16 protein-coding genes are annotated in these 14,911 nt (G+C 51.5%); 6 read left to right on the top strand and 10 right to left on the bottom strand.

Annotation, left to right across the window (positions count from 1 at the left end; translation table 11 throughout):
• Nucleotides 1-42: 42 nt before the first annotated feature.
• The 9 genes from sdiA to K8W53_RS09490 all read right to left on the bottom strand — a co-directional run bounded on the left by sdiA (nt 43) and on the right by K8W53_RS09490 (nt 8,819).
• Nucleotides 43-765 carry a transcriptional regulator SdiA gene (gene sdiA / locus K8W53_RS09530; RefSeq protein WP_001157167.1) on the bottom strand — a complete coding sequence of 241 codons (723 nt, stop codon included), beginning with the start codon at nt 763-765 and terminating at the stop codon, nt 43-45.
• A 231-nt stretch (nt 766-996) separates the two neighbouring features.
• Nucleotides 997-1,749, bottom strand: a complete 753-nt coding sequence (gene tcyN, locus K8W53_RS09525) for an L-cystine ABC transporter ATP-binding protein TcyN (protein ID WP_001273026.1) — start codon at nt 1,747-1,749, stop codon at nt 997-999.
• Nucleotides 1,746-2,414 (bottom strand): cystine ABC transporter permease, encoded by a 669-nt coding sequence (gene tcyL / locus K8W53_RS09520; protein WP_001158238.1) that lies wholly within the window; start codon nt 2,412-2,414, stop codon nt 1,746-1,748. The genes tcyN and tcyL overlap by 4 nt, the downstream gene beginning before the upstream one ends.
• Nucleotides 2,415-2,434: 20 nt before the next feature.
• Nucleotides 2,435-3,421, bottom strand: coding sequence for a D-cysteine desulfhydrase (gene dcyD, locus K8W53_RS09515; RefSeq protein ID WP_001128187.1), 987 nt, complete (start codon nt 3,419-3,421; stop codon nt 2,435-2,437).
• Nucleotides 3,422-3,574: 153 nt separating this feature from the next.
• Nucleotides 3,575-4,375, bottom strand: a complete 801-nt coding sequence (tcyJ, locus tag K8W53_RS09510; RefSeq protein WP_000761634.1) for a cystine ABC transporter substrate-binding protein — start codon at nt 4,373-4,375, stop codon at nt 3,575-3,577.
• Nucleotides 4,376-4,521: 146 nt separating this feature from the next.
• Entirely contained in the window at nt 4,522-5,073 is a 552-nt protein-coding gene (gene fliZ, locus K8W53_RS09505) for a flagella biosynthesis regulatory protein FliZ (RefSeq protein ID WP_000218080.1), read from the bottom strand.
• 58 nt (nt 5,074-5,131) lie between these two features.
• Complete coding sequence (locus tag K8W53_RS09500) at nt 5,132-5,851, bottom strand: RNA polymerase sigma factor FliA (RefSeq protein WP_001087453.1); 720 nt, start codon at nt 5,849-5,851, stop codon at nt 5,132-5,134.
• 196 nt (nt 5,852-6,047) lie between these two features.
• Complete coding sequence (gene fliB / locus K8W53_RS09495) at nt 6,048-7,253, bottom strand: flagellin lysine-N-methylase (protein WP_023224353.1); 1,206 nt, start codon at nt 7,251-7,253, stop codon at nt 6,048-6,050.
• 78 nt (nt 7,254-7,331) lie between these two features.
• Nucleotides 7,332-8,819 carry a FliC/FljB family flagellin gene (locus tag K8W53_RS09490; RefSeq protein ID WP_023224352.1) on the bottom strand — a complete coding sequence of 496 codons (1,488 nt, stop codon included), beginning with the start codon at nt 8,817-8,819 and terminating at the stop codon, nt 7,332-7,334.
• A gap of 256 nt (nt 8,820-9,075) precedes the next feature.
• Here K8W53_RS09490 and fliD point away from each other — a divergent pair, with 256 nt between their 5' ends.
• From fliD to amyA, 4 genes are all read left to right on the top strand, one after another.
• Entirely contained in the window at nt 9,076-10,479 is a 1,404-nt protein-coding gene (gene fliD, locus K8W53_RS09485; RefSeq protein WP_017441843.1) for a flagellar filament capping protein FliD, read from the top strand.
• 14 nt (nt 10,480-10,493) lie between these two features.
• On the top strand, nt 10,494-10,901 hold the full coding sequence (gene fliS, locus K8W53_RS09480; protein WP_000287764.1) for a flagellar export chaperone FliS: 408 nt from the start codon (nt 10,494-10,496) through the stop codon (nt 10,899-10,901).
• Nucleotides 10,901-11,269 carry a flagella biosynthesis regulatory protein FliT gene (gene fliT / locus K8W53_RS09475; RefSeq protein WP_000204899.1) on the top strand — a complete coding sequence of 123 codons (369 nt, stop codon included), beginning with the start codon at nt 10,901-10,903 and terminating at the stop codon, nt 11,267-11,269. Before fliS ends, fliT begins: the two co-directional genes overlap by 1 nt.
• 71 nt (nt 11,270-11,340) lie before the next feature.
• Nucleotides 11,341-12,825 (top strand): alpha-amylase, encoded by a 1,485-nt coding sequence (gene amyA / locus K8W53_RS09470; RefSeq protein WP_052939408.1) that lies wholly within the window; start codon nt 11,341-11,343, stop codon nt 12,823-12,825.
• A gap of 39 nt (nt 12,826-12,864) precedes the next feature.
• Here amyA and yedD read toward each other — a convergent pair whose 3' ends face one another.
• Nucleotides 12,865-13,278, bottom strand: a complete 414-nt coding sequence (gene yedD, locus K8W53_RS09465) for a lipoprotein YedD (RefSeq protein WP_000754694.1) — start codon at nt 13,276-13,278, stop codon at nt 12,865-12,867.
• A gap of 185 nt (nt 13,279-13,463) precedes the next feature.
• On the opposite strand from yedD, the gene yedE reads away from it, so the two are divergent.
• A complete protein-coding gene (gene yedE, locus K8W53_RS09460; RefSeq protein ID WP_001519382.1) occupies nt 13,464-14,669 on the top strand; it encodes a selenium metabolism membrane protein YedE/FdhT in 1,206 nt (401 codons plus the stop codon).
• Nucleotides 14,666-14,899 (top strand): sulfurtransferase-like selenium metabolism protein YedF, encoded by a 234-nt coding sequence (gene yedF / locus K8W53_RS09455; protein ID WP_000790504.1) that lies wholly within the window; start codon nt 14,666-14,668, stop codon nt 14,897-14,899. Before yedE ends, yedF begins: the two co-directional genes overlap by 4 nt.
• Nucleotides 14,900-14,911 lie beyond the last annotated feature (12 nt).

Here is a 14,911-nt window from a genome sequence, read left to right as displayed (position 1 = left end):
TTTCAGCCGGTTTCGCGTCTGGCGCGAAGCATCGTCAGCACGTCATATCAGACCTGTCGCCGCAGCGTAGCAGGCAATCTGTGTTTTATTTGGCGCATTGAATTTCTTCTGCATGTTTTTCTGATGGAAGTTAACGGTATTTTCAGAAATCGACAGAATAATGGCGATCTCCGATGAGGTCTTCCCTTCCGCCGTCCACTTCAGAATCTCTTTCTCACGTTTACTGAAACGCATCTCAGGCGCCATCACCATGTCGTCTTCAAATCTTGTCAGCGCCGAAAGACTCTCCCGCGCCAGCAGTTGCAACCTCAGCTCCACTTCATCGTAGGTAAACGAGGAGCAGCGTAAACTGCTACGAGAGAAAGATAAAAAGCCCAGCGCCCGGTTCGGCAACATCACACACTGGGTTACGCCTCTGCGTAATCCGAAACGCTGGGCGGCATCCCACATCGCCTGCGCTTCATGAAATAGCACGTCATCCCAATGTAAATGACCCTGCCTGAAATTTTCCGGCTTTAATACCGGATCGATCGCGAAATAGTTTTCGGACTGGTAATGCGTTACCCACGCCGGAGGATAAGTGGTACGAAGCGATATTTTAGGCCGGGTAAAGGGGACGGGATGACGAACACACAGGGCATAATAATCAAATTCCAGCCGCTGTGTCTGATATTGCAATTCAGTATAAACATCCTCTGCTGCCGCCATCTCCTGAAAGCGTAACAACATTGCGCGTCGCCAGGTGAAGAAATCATTTTCCTGCATATTTTATGGTCACGCCTTTGATATTGATAATCATTATTATGAATGACTTAAATTAACACATAAATAGTGTTTATATATAAGAAATATCGGACGAAACGTAGAATACTTGAGCGGCATTACACTTTTTGGCTTCCGCCTGAGAGCGAGGTTAATAATCTGGCAGAATGGCTTCATAATTATTCATTGCGCTCGCCCAAGGCGCGGCTAATTCGGGCGAGCGTTGAAAAGGCATTATTTCACTAAAAATTTCTCAAGGAACTGGCGGGTACGCGGATGCTGAGGATCGGCGAACAAGGTTTTCGCCGGCCCCTGCTCGACGATTTGCCCCTGATCCATAAATATTGCCCGATCAGCCACGTCACGCGCAAAGCTCATTTCGTGAGTGACGATCACCATCGTGCGCTTTTCCTGCGCCAGCTGGCGAATCGTATTAAGCACCTCGCCGACTAATTCAGGATCAAGCGCCGACGTGGGCTCATCAAACAGAATCACTTCCGGGCGCATCGCCAGCGCGCGTGCAATCGCCACGCGCTGCTGTTGCCCACCCGACAGGCGGCGCGGATAACGGGACTCTTTACCGGCCAACCCGACTTTGGCTAACAGTTCCCGCGCCAGCGCCGTCGCCTCGGCTTTCGGCTCTCCCTTTACAATCACCGGACCTTCAATGATATTTTCCAGCACGGTACGATGCGGGAACAGGTTAAAACTCTGAAAGACAAAGCCGACATGCTGGCGTAGCTGGCGAATCAACCCTTTTTGCTGGCTGAATGGGCGGGCGGTATCGATGATAATATCGCCCACTTTAATGGTGCCCGCTTCCGGTTGTTCCAGCAGGTTAATACAGCGTAATAACGTTGTCTTCCCTGAGCCGCTCGGGCCGATAATGGCGACGACTTCTCCGGGCTTCACCTCAAGGTCAATACCGTGCAGCACCGTTTGACCATGAAATTTTTTGACCAGGTTGGTAACTTCGATCGCACTCATTTTGGCTCTCTCTCCTGGCGGTTAAGCTGGTTTTCAAAATAGTTTTGCAGTGCCGATAAGACGGTCGCCATTACCCAGTAGATTAACGACGCGGCCAGATACATGGTAAACACCTCCAGCGTTCGCGAGGTAATTAACTGCGCCTGGCGGAACAACTCCGGCACCTGAATCGTCGCGGCGAGCGACGTATCTTTCACCAGGCTGATAAAGCTGTTGCTCAACGGCGGAAGCGCGACGCGAGCGGCCTGCGGCAAAATAGCGCGACGTAGCGTTTGCCACGGCGTCATGCCAATGCTCGCCGCCGCTTCCCATTGCCCCTTGTCGATAGCCGAGATCGCCGCGCGCAGCGTCTCGGACGTGTAAGCCGCGGTATTGAGCGATAAACCAATCATCGCCGCCGGGATAGGGTCCAGCTCAATCCCAAATTGCGGCAGGCCGTAATAGATCATAAATAACTGGGCGATAAGCGGCGTACCGCGAAAAATCGAGATATAAAAGCGCGCCAGCCAGCGAACCGGCCATAGCGGAGACATCCGCATCAGCGCCAGCACAAATCCCAGCAGCAGACCAAAAAACATACCGCCAATACTCAGTTGCAGGGTAAAGACGGCGCCTTTAAGCAAATACGGCAGCGATTCAATAACCAGTTGGATACTTTCTTGCATTCGCGTTGATTACCTGGAGGTTATACATGAGGATGGTAGGCAAACAGCGCAGGCGCCCCACCGGTGTGAATAAAGAGAATCGGCCCGTCATCGTTAAAGCGTTTCTGGCTGATGCCGTCTATCAGACCCGCCATCGCTTTACCGGTATATACCGGATCCAGCAGCACTCCCTCCAGGCTCGCCAGCAGTTTCACCGCCTCCATCCCCGCGTCATTTGGCACGCCGTAACCCGGGGCAAAATAGTCATCCCATAAATGAATATCCGCCGTCGCCGTCAGCGCCAGCTGACCGGCAATAGCCTGCTGCAAGGCAATTACTTTGGGTTTCTGCTCGGCGACAGCACGTGAAACGGTCACGCCAATTAGTTCGACATCCGGCATCAGATGTTCCAGCCCGACAGCTAACCCGGCGTGCGTTCCGGCGCTGCCGGAGGCCACCACTACCGAAGAGAGCCCGACGACCTCTTCACACTGCTGGGCGATTTCCAGGGCGCTCTCTACGTATCCCATTGCGCCCAGCGCGCTGGAGCCGCCGACCGGAATCACATAGGGCCTGAACCCTTGCGCTTCAATGCGCGTCGCCAGCGTTTGCAGCTGCGCATCCGGATCGGTCAGCGCATCGCACATCTCAATTTGCGTATTAAATAAATCCAGTAACAGGCGATTACCATTCGTCAGGTAATTTTCCGCGGTGGTACCGATTGGATTTTCCAGCAAGGCGACGCAATGCAGTCCCAATTTGGCCGCGACTGCCGCCGTCTGACGGACATGGTTCGACTGAATCGCCCCTGCGGTTATCAGCGTATCCGCCCCTTCTCGCAGCGCGTCGGCCACCAGAAACTCCAGCTTGCGCAGTTTATTGCCGCCCATTGCAATGGGCGTAACGTCATCGCGCTTAATGTAAATCTCACGGCCAAGATAATCAGACAATCGCGGCAGGTATTCGAGCGGGGTCGGCGCGCCGATAAGCTCCAGGCGAGGAAAGCGCGTTAAGTGATGTAGTGGCATTGAGCCTCCGGTAACGTTGTGGTGTGTTCTTTTTATTATGCACGTTGATCTAACGGAAATAAAAAAGGCGCCGATTCACGCGCCTCCGTTTGCTGACATAGTATGAGGTTGATATTGCCCGGCGGCGCACTGCCTGCCGGGCAACGTAGAACATTATTGGGTCACGTCAGCGCCAAACCATTTTTCGGAGAGCGCTTTTAAGGTGCCATCTTTTTGCATTTCCGCAATGGCGTTATCTACCGCCTTCAGCAAGTCTTCGTTGCCTTTACGTAACGCAACGCCGGACTCCTGACGCGAAAACGCATCACCGGTGACGGCCAGCGTACCTTTGGTTTTTTTCACCAGATCCAGCGCCGCCAGACGATCGACTAAAATCGCGTCAATACGGCCTACGCGCAGATCCTGGTATTTTGTAGGATCATCGTCATAAGTACGGATATCCACGCCCTGAACATGCTGACGTAGCCATTCTTCATAGTTAGTCCCCAGCCCAACGCCAACTTTTTTGCCCTGCAGATCGGCCGCCGTTTTGATCGTGCCTTCATTGCCTTTTTTCACCAGCGCCTGAACGCCGGAGACAGTGTAAGGCGTAGAGAAATCATATTTTTTCTTGCGGACGTCTGAAATCGTAACCTGGTTTATCACTACATCAATGCGTTTAGCGTCCAGCGACGCCAGTATTCCGTCCCATTTGGTCGGCTTCAACGACGCTTTAACGCCCAGATGTTTTGCCAACGCCTCGGCGAAATCGACTTCAAAACCGGTTAATTTGCCGTCTTCGCCCTGAAAGCTAAACGGCGGATAGGTACCTTCCAGTCCTACCAGCAGCGTGCCGCGTTCTTTAACTTTGTTCAGCAAACCCTCATCGGCAAAGCTCTTCGCGCTCATTCCCGCCACCAGCGCTACAGCCATTACTCCCATCAGTGCCTGACGTCCCAGCAGTGCTAATTTCATAGTAACCCCGAATATTGCCGTTAATGACCATAGACTGTGTCCCGCCATGGCGCATCGTCACGTCTCGCGAACCTTTGGGGGACTCAGCCTAATGTAGAAGGTTTGCCACATTTCACCAACACGACTCTGCTACATCTTATGCTTTTTTAATATATATCAGAACTGGCGGTAAAGGGGGATTTCTGTCTGGGCGCAATCTGCTGATGCGCTTTATATTGCTGGTATTTACGTAGTGCGATACGGTAATTATTGGTGCTGGTTTCCGGCAACCATGGTGCCAGGCTTTCATCGAGAAAACCGTCCTGCAGCAGATCGTGGGAAATGTTTTGCTCGCTGAGGTAGTTGCCAAGACGTCGTAAACGCACGACATATTCCCGCACCGTGCCATGACTCATCTCGGTTTGTTCAAACAAATACTGTTTGAAACCGATAATATCGAAAAAATCACTCTGCTTTTTGCAGTGCAAATCGCCGCAAAAGCGACACAGCGCCACCCACTCCTTCTGCTCCCGCTGCCAGGCAGCGTCGTCAAGTAGCATATCCAGCTGTGAAATAGCGATTTTATTAACGATCTTGCCACGGCGAACCAGCGTAATGCGGTCGAGCAGTTTGTGACAATGCGCGCAATGCGTCTGGCTGTGTTTAAAGTCTTTAAGATAGCGGCTCAAGGGCCGCCTTTTAGGTTGCTGCACCGTCATGAGAACTCCTGGTAGTCTATACGTTGTGCGGCACTTTTCGGGTGCGACCATGCGCGACCTATAACTTACCCAGTTTGGTGCGTAATCGTTTGATGGCCTGACTATGCAACTGGCTGACCCGCGATTCGCCAACTTCCAGTACCGCGCCAATCTCTTTGAGGTTGAGCTCTTCCTGGTAATACAGCGTTAACACCAGTTGCTCGCGTTCCGGCAGCGATTCAATCGCGTCCATTACCCGCTGTCGCAGGTCGCCCTCCAGCAGTTGATGTAACGGGTTTTCCTGTTGATGTTCTTCAGTCACCAGTTCGATGCTATCGCCATGCTCTTCCCGCCACTCATCGTAAGAGAAAAGTTGGCTGTTGTTGGTATCGAGCAACATCTGACGATACTCCGCAACAGGGATGCCAAGACGTTCCGCCACTTCGGTTTCCGTCGCATTACGCCCCAGTTCCTGCTCCAGTTGTCCCATCGCCTGCGCCACTTCGCGGGCATTACGCCGGACGCTACGCGGCACCCAATCGCGGCTGCGTAATTCATCCAGCATCGCCCCACGAATACGCTGCACTGCGTAAGTGGTAAATGCCGTTCCTTGCAAAGCGTCATATCGGTCGACCGCATTTAATAACCCGATGCCGCCCGCTTGTAGCAGATCGTCCAGTTCCACGCTCGCCGGCAATCGCACCTGCAGGCGCAATGCTTCGTGACGCACCAGCGGTACATAACGCTGCCACAGCGAGTGTTTATCCATTACACCTTCAGCGGTATACAGTGAATTCACGATAAACAGCCCTGCGTTAAATGAGTTATCGGCATGATTATCCGTTTCTACAGAGGGTTCTATCGAAGGAATAAGGCTATAAAAGAAGGGTTATTTCACTTATGTAACCTGTAGCGCCTTTTTAGCGGCTAAAAGAGCAGAATAAAATCAGCCAGATAGAATAAACGGGATGCGCAAAAGCCCACCCCGAACAAAACTATGTCAGAAGATGAATCATCGACAGATCGTCGCCAGTACGTACCGTTTCTATATGGCGATGAAAATTCTTCGCCACCTCGCTGTTATGCTGGCTGCGGGAGTGAAAACTATACACAATATTAGTAACGTCATCCCACTCAAGACGCCCGCGCTCATGCACGCTGGCTGCCGTTAATAGCTTAATAAAGGCATATTCCGCCACGATAATATACAGCGCGCGTAACGGGTCGACATTCGGCTGGTTGGGGAAATTATTTTCCCAAATTTTATAGAGAATTAAATTTCTGAAGGCCCAGTTCTTCTGCTGCTCATCCGCCTGTAAACAGCGCGCTAATGAGGACTCAATATCGCTCACCTTCTGCTCCATTGAAACGCCCTCTTCCGCCGTCAGCACCCGCAGAAGGCACTGGATGTAGTGATCGAGGATAACACTGCCACGATTAAGCGGGAGCGAGCGGAAATAGTCCTGCATCTGCAATACCAGCGAGGTTTTTACCTTGCTATCCGGCGCGATATTCATTAACTCCTGCGCCAGCACGCCGGTCTGCAACTGCTCAAGTAGCGCGGCATACACCTGTTCCAGTTCACCCAGCGCCGCATCATCTATTTTGGCAAATTTCTGCGTATACATGACAAATTTAATCAACGCATAGAGCGCCGCTTCCGTACTGCTGTTGGCATGATTGATCAGACTCAGGCAAAACAGATTGAGTAACTTTTGCTGCGGTGGGAATAACGGCGCAGTATTGAATGTCTGCTGAATGATAGTTTTTTCGCTGAGTGCCATTGCGTCAGGATCGTTCAAAATGCGGGACGTCACCTCCGGGCAGGCAAGACTCAGAGAGTTACGCACCTCATTTTTATAGGTATGGTGCGCCCGTGGAAAAGAGGAACAGGTATGACTTAATGCCTTTGCGCCTAACGTTTTTTGTACCCGGCACAGACGGTCCTCATCCAGATAAGGGCAATTCCCCAGCGCCGAAGGCAGCTTAATTTCCCCCCAGTGGCTGTTGTTCTTTTTCAGCAGAATAATATTATCTTGCGCGATGGTACGAATCGTCGCGTCTTTACTGGCGAGATACTTTTTGACCGTCGTCTTATCCAGCGTGATTTTCCAGCCCTTACAACAGTGGTCGCGACAGGCCGAGCCAGAACAGGAAAAGCGGGTGACAAAGGCAGGTTCAGTGACGGTGATTTCTTTCATTACACAGGCTCCGGAATTAAAAAAGGCAGCTTTCGCTGCCTTGATTGTGTACCACGTGTCGGTGAATCAATCGCCGGATTAACGCAGTAAAGAGAGGACGTTTTGTGGAACCTGGTTCGCCTGCGCCAGAACGGAGGTACCGGCCTGCTGCAGGATCTGCGCGCGAGACATGTTGGAAACTTCGGTCGCGTAGTCGGAATCTTCGATACGGCTACGGGCAGAAGTCAGGTTGTTTACGGTGTTGCCCAGGTTGGTAATAGCGGAGTTGAAACGGTTCTGTACCGCACCCAGGTCAGAACGTAACGTGTCAACCTGTGCCAAAGCAGCATCAATTTTCTGCAGCGGGTTTTCGGTGGTTGTAGCAGCCGCTTCCGCCAGATCAGGCTGTGCTTTAAAGTTGTGACCTTCGGCTTTACTTGCAGCGTAAGTTTTACCACCAATAGAAACAACTTCGGTTTTGCCGTCTGCGCCACCCAGTTTGTTTAGTGCAGTTTTGGATGTACCGTCATCTGCAGTGTATTTCGTAGTATTAATACTTATGGAACCATCTTTATTTTGAGTTGCAGAATAGTAATCATCGCCTACCTTAACTGCTAAACCACCATCAATAGTTTTACCGTTATTATCAGTATAAGACATCTTAACAACAGATGCTGTGCCGGTAACACCTGCTGCTGTCAATGCGGCTTTAGCCTCTGTCAAATCAGCATTTGCAACTTGTACATTTTTCACATCCTCAGTTGCTGTCGCAGGTAGTCCACCTGTAAGCGGGGAAGTCGCACCGCCAGCAAGAGTCACCTCACCGTTCGTCTTATCAACGGAAACTTCATAATAGCCATCTTTACCAGTTCCCCCCGTAACGGTAACTTTGGCGTAATATTTTCCAGTCGTATCATCAAATTTTAAATCGCCATCAATTTTCTGGTCAGTACCACCAAGACCAGTAGCCGAGGCTTTAAAAGTACTATTGTCTAAAGCAATCGCAGTATCGGCATATCCTGTAACAGTTGCAGCCGTATCGCTGACCTTATATTTTTGTTGAACATTCAGCGTATCCAGACCCAGGGTCTGAGAGTTGATCTGCTTCAGATCGATATCGATAGTTTCACCGTCGTTAGCACCAACCTGGATGGTCAGGGTGTTGTCCTGCGCCAGAACTTTCACGCCGTTGAACTGAGTCTGGCCGGATACACGGTCGATTTCGTTCAGGCGCTGGGTGATTTCCGCCTGGATGGAGTCGAGGTCAGACTGGGAGTTAGTGCTGTTAGCAGACTGAACCGCCAGTTCACGCACACGCTGCAGGTTGTTGTTGATTTCGTTCAGCGCGCCTTCAGTGGTCTGCGCAATGGAGATACCGTCGTTAGCGTTACGGGAAGCCTGAGTCAGACCTTTGATGTTCGCGGTGAAACGGTTAGCAATCGCCTGACCTGCCGCATCGTCTTTCGCGCTGTTGATACGCAGACCGGAAGACAGACGCTCGATAGCGGTGCCCAGAGCGGACTGGGATTTGTTCAGGTTATTCTGGGTCAACAGCGACAGGCTGTTTGTATTAATGACTTGTGCCATGATCTTTTCCTTATCAATTACAACTTGATGTTATTGGGCTGTTGCCCACGGTTTCTCACCGTAACCCTTGTATCGGCACCTGAATTTCGAACTTTAGAAAATTTTTCACTTCCCCCGATCTTTTTCTTAGGCGGCGAAATAGCCGCTTTATGCATCATTATTCCGCGCATTATTTTTGCAAAATTATCATTAAACTTTGCCTCCAGATTGCCGATAACGCGCTTAACTACTGTTTGCAATCAAAAAGGAAGAAGGCATGGCTTCAATTTCATCATTAGGTGTGGGATCAAACTTACCGTTAGACCAGTTGTTGACAGACCTGACAAAGAACGAAAAAGGACGCTTAACGCCAATTACCAAACAGCAGAGCGCGAATTCGGCAAAGCTAACCGCCTATGGCACATTGAAAAGCGCATTAGAAAAATTCCAGACGGCAAATACCGCGTTAAATAAAGCGGATTTATTTAAGTCTACCGTGGCGTCCAGCACCACTGAAGATCTCAAAGTCAGTACTACCGCTGGCGCTGCCGCAGGGACTTATAAGATTAACGTAACCCAGCTTGCCGCCGCACAGTCGCTGGCGACAAAAACCACCTTCGCGACCACCAAAGAGCAGTTGGGCGATACGTCGGTCACGTCCCGGACAATTAAAATTGAACAGCCGGGACGTAAAGAGCCGCTGGAAATTAAGCTGGATAAAGGCGACACCTCCATGGAGGCGATCCGTGACGCCATCAATGACGCCGACAGCGGTATCGCCGCCAGTATCGTTAAGGTCAAAGAGAACGAATTCCAGTTGGTGCTTACCGCCAATAGCGGTACCGACAATACGATGAAGATCACGGTGGAAGGCGATACAAAACTTAACGATCTACTCGCTTATGACAGCACCACCAATACCGGCAATATGCAAGAGCTGGTGAAAGCAGAAAACGCGAAGCTGAACGTAAACGGCATCGACATTGAACGTCAGAGCAATACCGTAACCGACGCCCCTCAGGGAATTACACTCACCCTGACGAAGAAAGTGACCGACGCGACCGTGACGGTAACGAAAGATGATACCAAGGCGAAAGAGGCGATTAAATCCTGGGTGGATGCCTATAACTCGCTGGTGGATACCTTTAGCTCGTTAACCAAATATACCGCCGTTGAGCCGGGCGAAGAAGCCAGCGATAAAAACGGCGCGCTGTTAGGCGATAGTGTGGTTCGTACTATCCAGACCGGGATTCGGGCACAATTTGCCAATAGCGGCAGTAATTCTGCGTTCAAAACAATGGCGGAAATTGGCATCACCCAGGATGGGACTTCCGGCAAACTGAAGATTGATGATGATAAGCTGACCAAAGTACTGAAAGATAATACAGCCGCAGCGCGTGAGCTGCTGGTGGGCGATGGTAAAGAAACGGGGATCACCACCAAAATTGCCACCGAAGTGAAAAGTTATCTGGCGGATGACGGCATTATTGATAATGCGCAGGACAACGTTAACGCCACGCTGAAAAGCCTGACGAAACAGTACCTGTCCGTTAGCAATAGCATCGATGAAACCGTTGCCCGTTACAAGGCCCAGTTTACCCAACTGGATACCATGATGAGTAAGCTGAATAACACCAGTACTTATTTGACCCAGCAATTTAATGCTATGAACAAGTCCTGATAACAGAGGTTACCATGTACACCGCGAGCGGTATCAAAGCTTATGCGCAAGTCAGCGTGGAAAGCGCCGTGATGAGCGCCAGCCCGCATCAGTTGATTGAAATGTTGTTTGATGGCGCGAATAGCGCTCTGGTGCGCGCTCGCCTGTTTTTAGAACAAGGCGATGTTGTCGCGAAAGGTGAAGCGTTAAGCAAAGCCATCAATATTATCGATAACGGGCTGAAAGCCGGCCTCGATCAGGAAAAAGGCGGTGAGATTGCGACGAATCTTTCCGAGCTATACGACTATATGATTCGCCGTTTACTGCAGGCTAATTTGCGTAACGACGCTCAGGCCATCGAAGAAGTGGAAGGGTTACTCAGCAATATTGCAGAAGCCTGGAAGCAGATTTCACCGAAAGCATCTTTCCAGGAGTCTCGTTAATGACCTCAACCGTGGAGTTTATCAACCGTTGGCAGCGTATTGCGCTGCTCAGTCAATCGCTGCTTGAACTTGCGCAGCGAGGTGAATGGGATCTCTTACTGCAACAAGAGGTCTCCTATCTGCAAAGTATTGAAACGGTGATGGAAAAGCAAACTCCACCGGGCATTACGCGAAGTATTCAGGATATGGTCGCCGGATACATCAAACAAACGCTGGATAATGAGCAGCTCCTGAAAGGGCTGCTGCAACAGCGACTGGATGAACTGAGTAGTTTGATCGGACAATCCACCCGCCAAAAATCACTCAACAACGCTTATGGCCGTCTCTCCGGTATGTTACTCGTGCCAGACGCGCCTGGCGCCTCATAATATTTTCCCGTCTCGTATGAAAATTCTTCCATACTCCAGAGGTCGGCTAAACGACTTCTGGAGCACGGAAGATGAAAAACCCCACGTTATTGCAGTACTTCCACTGGTATTATCCCGACGGCGGTAAACTCTGGCCTGAACTGGCGGAACGTGCTGATGGGCTGAATGATATCGGTATCAATATGGTCTGGCTACCGCCCGCCTGTAAAGGCGCCTCCGGCGGCTATTCCGTAGGCTATGATACCTACGACCTGTTTGACCTCGGCGAATTTGACCAAAAAGGAACTATCGCGACAAAGTACGGCGATAAACGCCAGTTACTGACGGCGATAGACGCGCTCAAAAAAAATAATATTGCGGTGCTGCTCGACGTCGTCGTGAACCACAAAATGGGCGCAGACGAAAAAGAACGTATTCGCGTTCAGCGCGTGAATCAGGATGACCGCACGCAAATCGATGACAACATCATTGAATGCGAAGGCTGGACGCGCTACACCTTCCCTGCCCGCGCGGGCCAGTATTCCAACTTTATTTGGGACTATCACTGTTTCAGCGGCATTGATCACATCGAGAATCCCGACGAAGACGGCATTTTTAAGATCGTCAATGACTATACCGGCGATGGCTGGAACGATCAGGTTGATGATGAGATGGGTAATTTTGACTATCTGATGGGGGAAAATATCGATTTTCGCAATCACGCGGTTACGGAAGAGATTAAATATTGGGCTCGTTGGGTCATGGAACAAACCCACTGTGACGGCTTTCGCCTGGACGCGGTAAAACATATACCCGCCTGGTTTTATAAAGAATGGATTGAGCATGTACAGGCGGTTGCACCAAAACCGCTGTTTATTGTCGCAGAATACTGGTCGCATGAAGTGGATAAACTGCAAACGTACATCGATCAGGTCGACGGGAAAACCATGCTGTTCGACGCGCCGTTGCAGATGAAATTTCATGAAGCCTCGCGCCAGGGCGCGGAGTATGACATGCGCCACATATTCACCGGCACGCTGGTAGAAGCCGACCCTTTTCATGCGGTGACGCTGGTCGCTAACCACGATACACAACCGTTACAGGCGCTGGAAGCGCCGGTAGAACCCTGGTTCAAACCATTGGCCTATGCGCTGATCCTGCTTCGTGAAAACGGCGTACCGTCAGTGTTTTATCCCGATTTATACGGCGCCAGCTATGAAGATAGCGGCGAAAATGGCGAGACCTGTCGGGTCGACATGCCGGTGATTAACCAACTGGATCGGCTGATCCTTGCTCGTCAGCGTTTTGCGCACGGTATACAAACTCTCTTTTTCGATCATCCTAACTGTATCGCCTTTAGTCGCAGCGGTACTGAAGAGAATCCAGGCTGTGTGGTTGTACTTTCCAATGGCGACGACGGTGAAAAAAACCTCCTGCTCGGCGACAATTACGCTAACAAGACCTGGCGTGATTTTCTGGGAAACCGCAGTGAGCATGTTGTAACTAATGATCAAGGCGAAGCGACGTTCTTCTGCAACGCTGGCAGCGTCAGCGTGTGGGTCATTGAGGACGTGTGATGAGCGTTCCCGGCGGCAGAGCGCTGCCGGGAAGCGAAATTACGGCAGCGGCGTCGGCAGCGGCGTTTTTTCTAACGCGGCGGCGCACTCCGGCGTCGGACGAGCGACCCGTTGCAGCGTCATGCCATCATATTCCAGGGTATTCCCGTCGCGCTCAATCTCATAGAGCTCACGCTTAACCGTAACATTGGTTAAGTCATCGGAGAGCATGGTCAGCTTGCCCGGCAGAGCAATAACGCGCTGCCACTGGCGGCAGTCCAGCGTATCGCCTTCTTTAGTCACCACCAGGCTGGCGATAGCTTCAGGGCTCACCAGCTTACGTTGCGGGCCTTTTGACTGCCAGTACCCTTCCAGACCGGCCGGCGCGGGCGTTTTCACCACATCATTATAGTTTTCCACCTCGGCGCATCCGGCCAGAACCAGCAATGCGCCAACGATCGCTACTTTTTTCATCATTCATCCTGCATCAGAAGAAAGAAGAATTGTGGCATTAAAGCCCTGACGCCGCCAGCCTTTCCAGGCGCTGACCGCAATTTGATCCAGTCGGTATTACCGCTTATTAGGTGTAGGCAAATTCTGTGATCGGTGTAGTATGCGCACTTCTTGTTTCACACCTTCTGAGTTCAGAGGCTAACCACATGTCATGGCAACACTTCAAGCAAACCTGGTTAATTAAATTCTGGGCGCCGGCCCCTGCGGTGATCGCAGCCGGTATTCTCTCTACCTACTATTTTGGCATCACCGGCACGTTCTGGGCCGTGACGGGCGAATTTACCCGCTGGGGCGGGCAAATTTTGCAGCTTTTTGGCGTTCATGCCGAACAGTGGGGCTACTACAAGCTGATTCATCTGGAGGGTACGCCGCTGACGCGTATCGACGGCATGATGATCCTCGGCATGTTCGGCGGCTGCTTCGCCGCGGCGCTGTGGGCCAACAACGTAAAATTGCGTATGCCGCGCAGCCGAATCCGTATCGTACAGGCGGTGGTTGGAGGCATGATCGCTGGCTTCGGCGCGCGTCTGGCGATGGGGTGTAACCTGGCCGCCTTTTTTACCGGAATCCCGCAGTTCTCCCTACACGCGTGGTTCTTTGCGCTGGCGACCGCTATCGGCTCCTGGTTCGGCGCCCGCTTTACGTTGCTACCGATATTTCGCATACCGGTGAAAATGCAAAAGGTCTCCGCGGCTTCGCCACTGACGCAGAAACCGGATCAGGCAAGACGGCGTTTCAGGCTCGGTATGCTGGTCTTTATCGGCATGATTGGCTGGGCGTTATTAACGGCAATGCATCAGCCGAAACTGGGGCTGGCGATGCTGTTCGGCGTCGGGTTTGGGCTGCTGATCGAGCGCGCGCAAATCTGCTTTACTTCGGCCTTTCGCGATCTGTGGATCTCCGGACGCGCCCATATGGCGAAAGCGATTATTTTCGGCATGGCGGTCAGCGCTATTGGTATTTTCAGCTACGTGCAGTTGGGCGTTGCACCTAAAATTATGTGGGCTGGCCCGAATGCGGTCATTGGCGGACTGCTGTTCGGTTTTGGCATCGTGCTGGCGGGCGGCTGCGAAACCGGCTGGATGTACCGCGCCGTAGAAGGCCAGGTGCATTACTGGTGGGTGGGCCTCGGCAATGTCATCGGTTCGACCATCCTGGCTTACTACTGGGATGATTTCGCGCCCGCTCTGGCGACCAGTTGGGATAAAGTTAACCTGCTGAATACCTTTGGTCCGCTGGGGGGTCTGCTGGTCACCTATCTGTTGTTATTTACCGCGCTGATGTTAATCATCGGCTGGGAAAAACGTTTTTTCCGCCGTGCGGGGCTGACGCCTGCTAAGGAATCTGTATGAAAAATATCGTCCCTGATTACCGTCTGGATATGGTTGGCGAACCTTGCCCGTACCCGGCGGTCGCCACTCTGGAAGCGATGCCGCAGCTAAAAAAAGGTGAGATCCTGGAAGTGGTCAGCGACTGTCCGCAGTCCATTAATAATATTCCACTGGATGCGCGCAATCACGGTTATACGGTGCTGGATATTCAGCAGGATGGCCCGACAATTCGTTATCTGATTCAAAAATAAGCGCATACTCCC

Origin of the sequence: Salmonella sp. A29-2 (assembly GCF_020150755.1) — a bacterium.
Lineage (GTDB): Bacteria > Pseudomonadota > Gammaproteobacteria > Enterobacterales > Enterobacteriaceae > Salmonella > Salmonella enterica.
Note: the sequence above shows the minus strand (reverse complement) of the source record. Positions and strands in the feature narration are given on the sequence as shown.

Bases quoted from the DNA above. Each gene is read 5' to 3' on its own strand.
- K8W53_RS09490 (WP_023224352.1), bottom strand. From the start codon at position 8,819: ATGGCACAAGTCATTAATACAAACAGCCTGTCGCTGTTGACCCAGAAT.
- fliS (WP_000287764.1), top strand. From the start codon at position 10,494: ATGTACACCGCGAGCGGTATCAAAGCTTATGCGCAAGTCAGCGTGGAA.
- yedD (WP_000754694.1), bottom strand. From the start codon at position 13,278: ATGAAAAAAGTAGCGATCGTTGGCGCATTGCTGGTTCTGGCCGGATGC.
- dcyD (WP_001128187.1), bottom strand. From the start codon at position 3,421: ATGCCACTACATCACTTAACGCGCTTTCCTCGCCTGGAGCTTATCGGC.
- fliZ (WP_000218080.1), bottom strand. From the start codon at position 5,073: ATGACGGTGCAGCAACCTAAAAGGCGGCCCTTGAGCCGCTATCTTAAA.
- tcyL (WP_001158238.1), bottom strand. From the start codon at position 2,414: ATGCAAGAAAGTATCCAACTGGTTATTGAATCGCTGCCGTATTTGCTT.
- amyA (WP_052939408.1), top strand. From the start codon at position 11,341: ATGAAAAACCCCACGTTATTGCAGTACTTCCACTGGTATTATCCCGAC.
- tcyJ (WP_000761634.1), bottom strand. From the start codon at position 4,375: ATGAAATTAGCACTGCTGGGACGTCAGGCACTGATGGGAGTAATGGCT.
- tcyN (WP_001273026.1), bottom strand. From the start codon at position 1,749: ATGAGTGCGATCGAAGTTACCAACCTGGTCAAAAAATTTCATGGTCAA.
- fliT (WP_000204899.1), top strand. From the start codon at position 10,901: ATGACCTCAACCGTGGAGTTTATCAACCGTTGGCAGCGTATTGCGCTG.
- sdiA (WP_001157167.1), bottom strand. From the start codon at position 765: ATGCAGGAAAATGATTTCTTCACCTGGCGACGCGCAATGTTGTTACGC.
- yedE (WP_001519382.1), top strand. From the start codon at position 13,464: ATGTCATGGCAACACTTCAAGCAAACCTGGTTAATTAAATTCTGGGCG.
- yedF (WP_000790504.1), top strand. From the start codon at position 14,666: ATGAAAAATATCGTCCCTGATTACCGTCTGGATATGGTTGGCGAACCT.
- fliB (WP_023224353.1), bottom strand. From the start codon at position 7,253: ATGAAAGAAATCACCGTCACTGAACCTGCCTTTGTCACCCGCTTTTCC.
- fliD (WP_017441843.1), top strand. From the start codon at position 9,076: ATGGCTTCAATTTCATCATTAGGTGTGGGATCAAACTTACCGTTAGAC.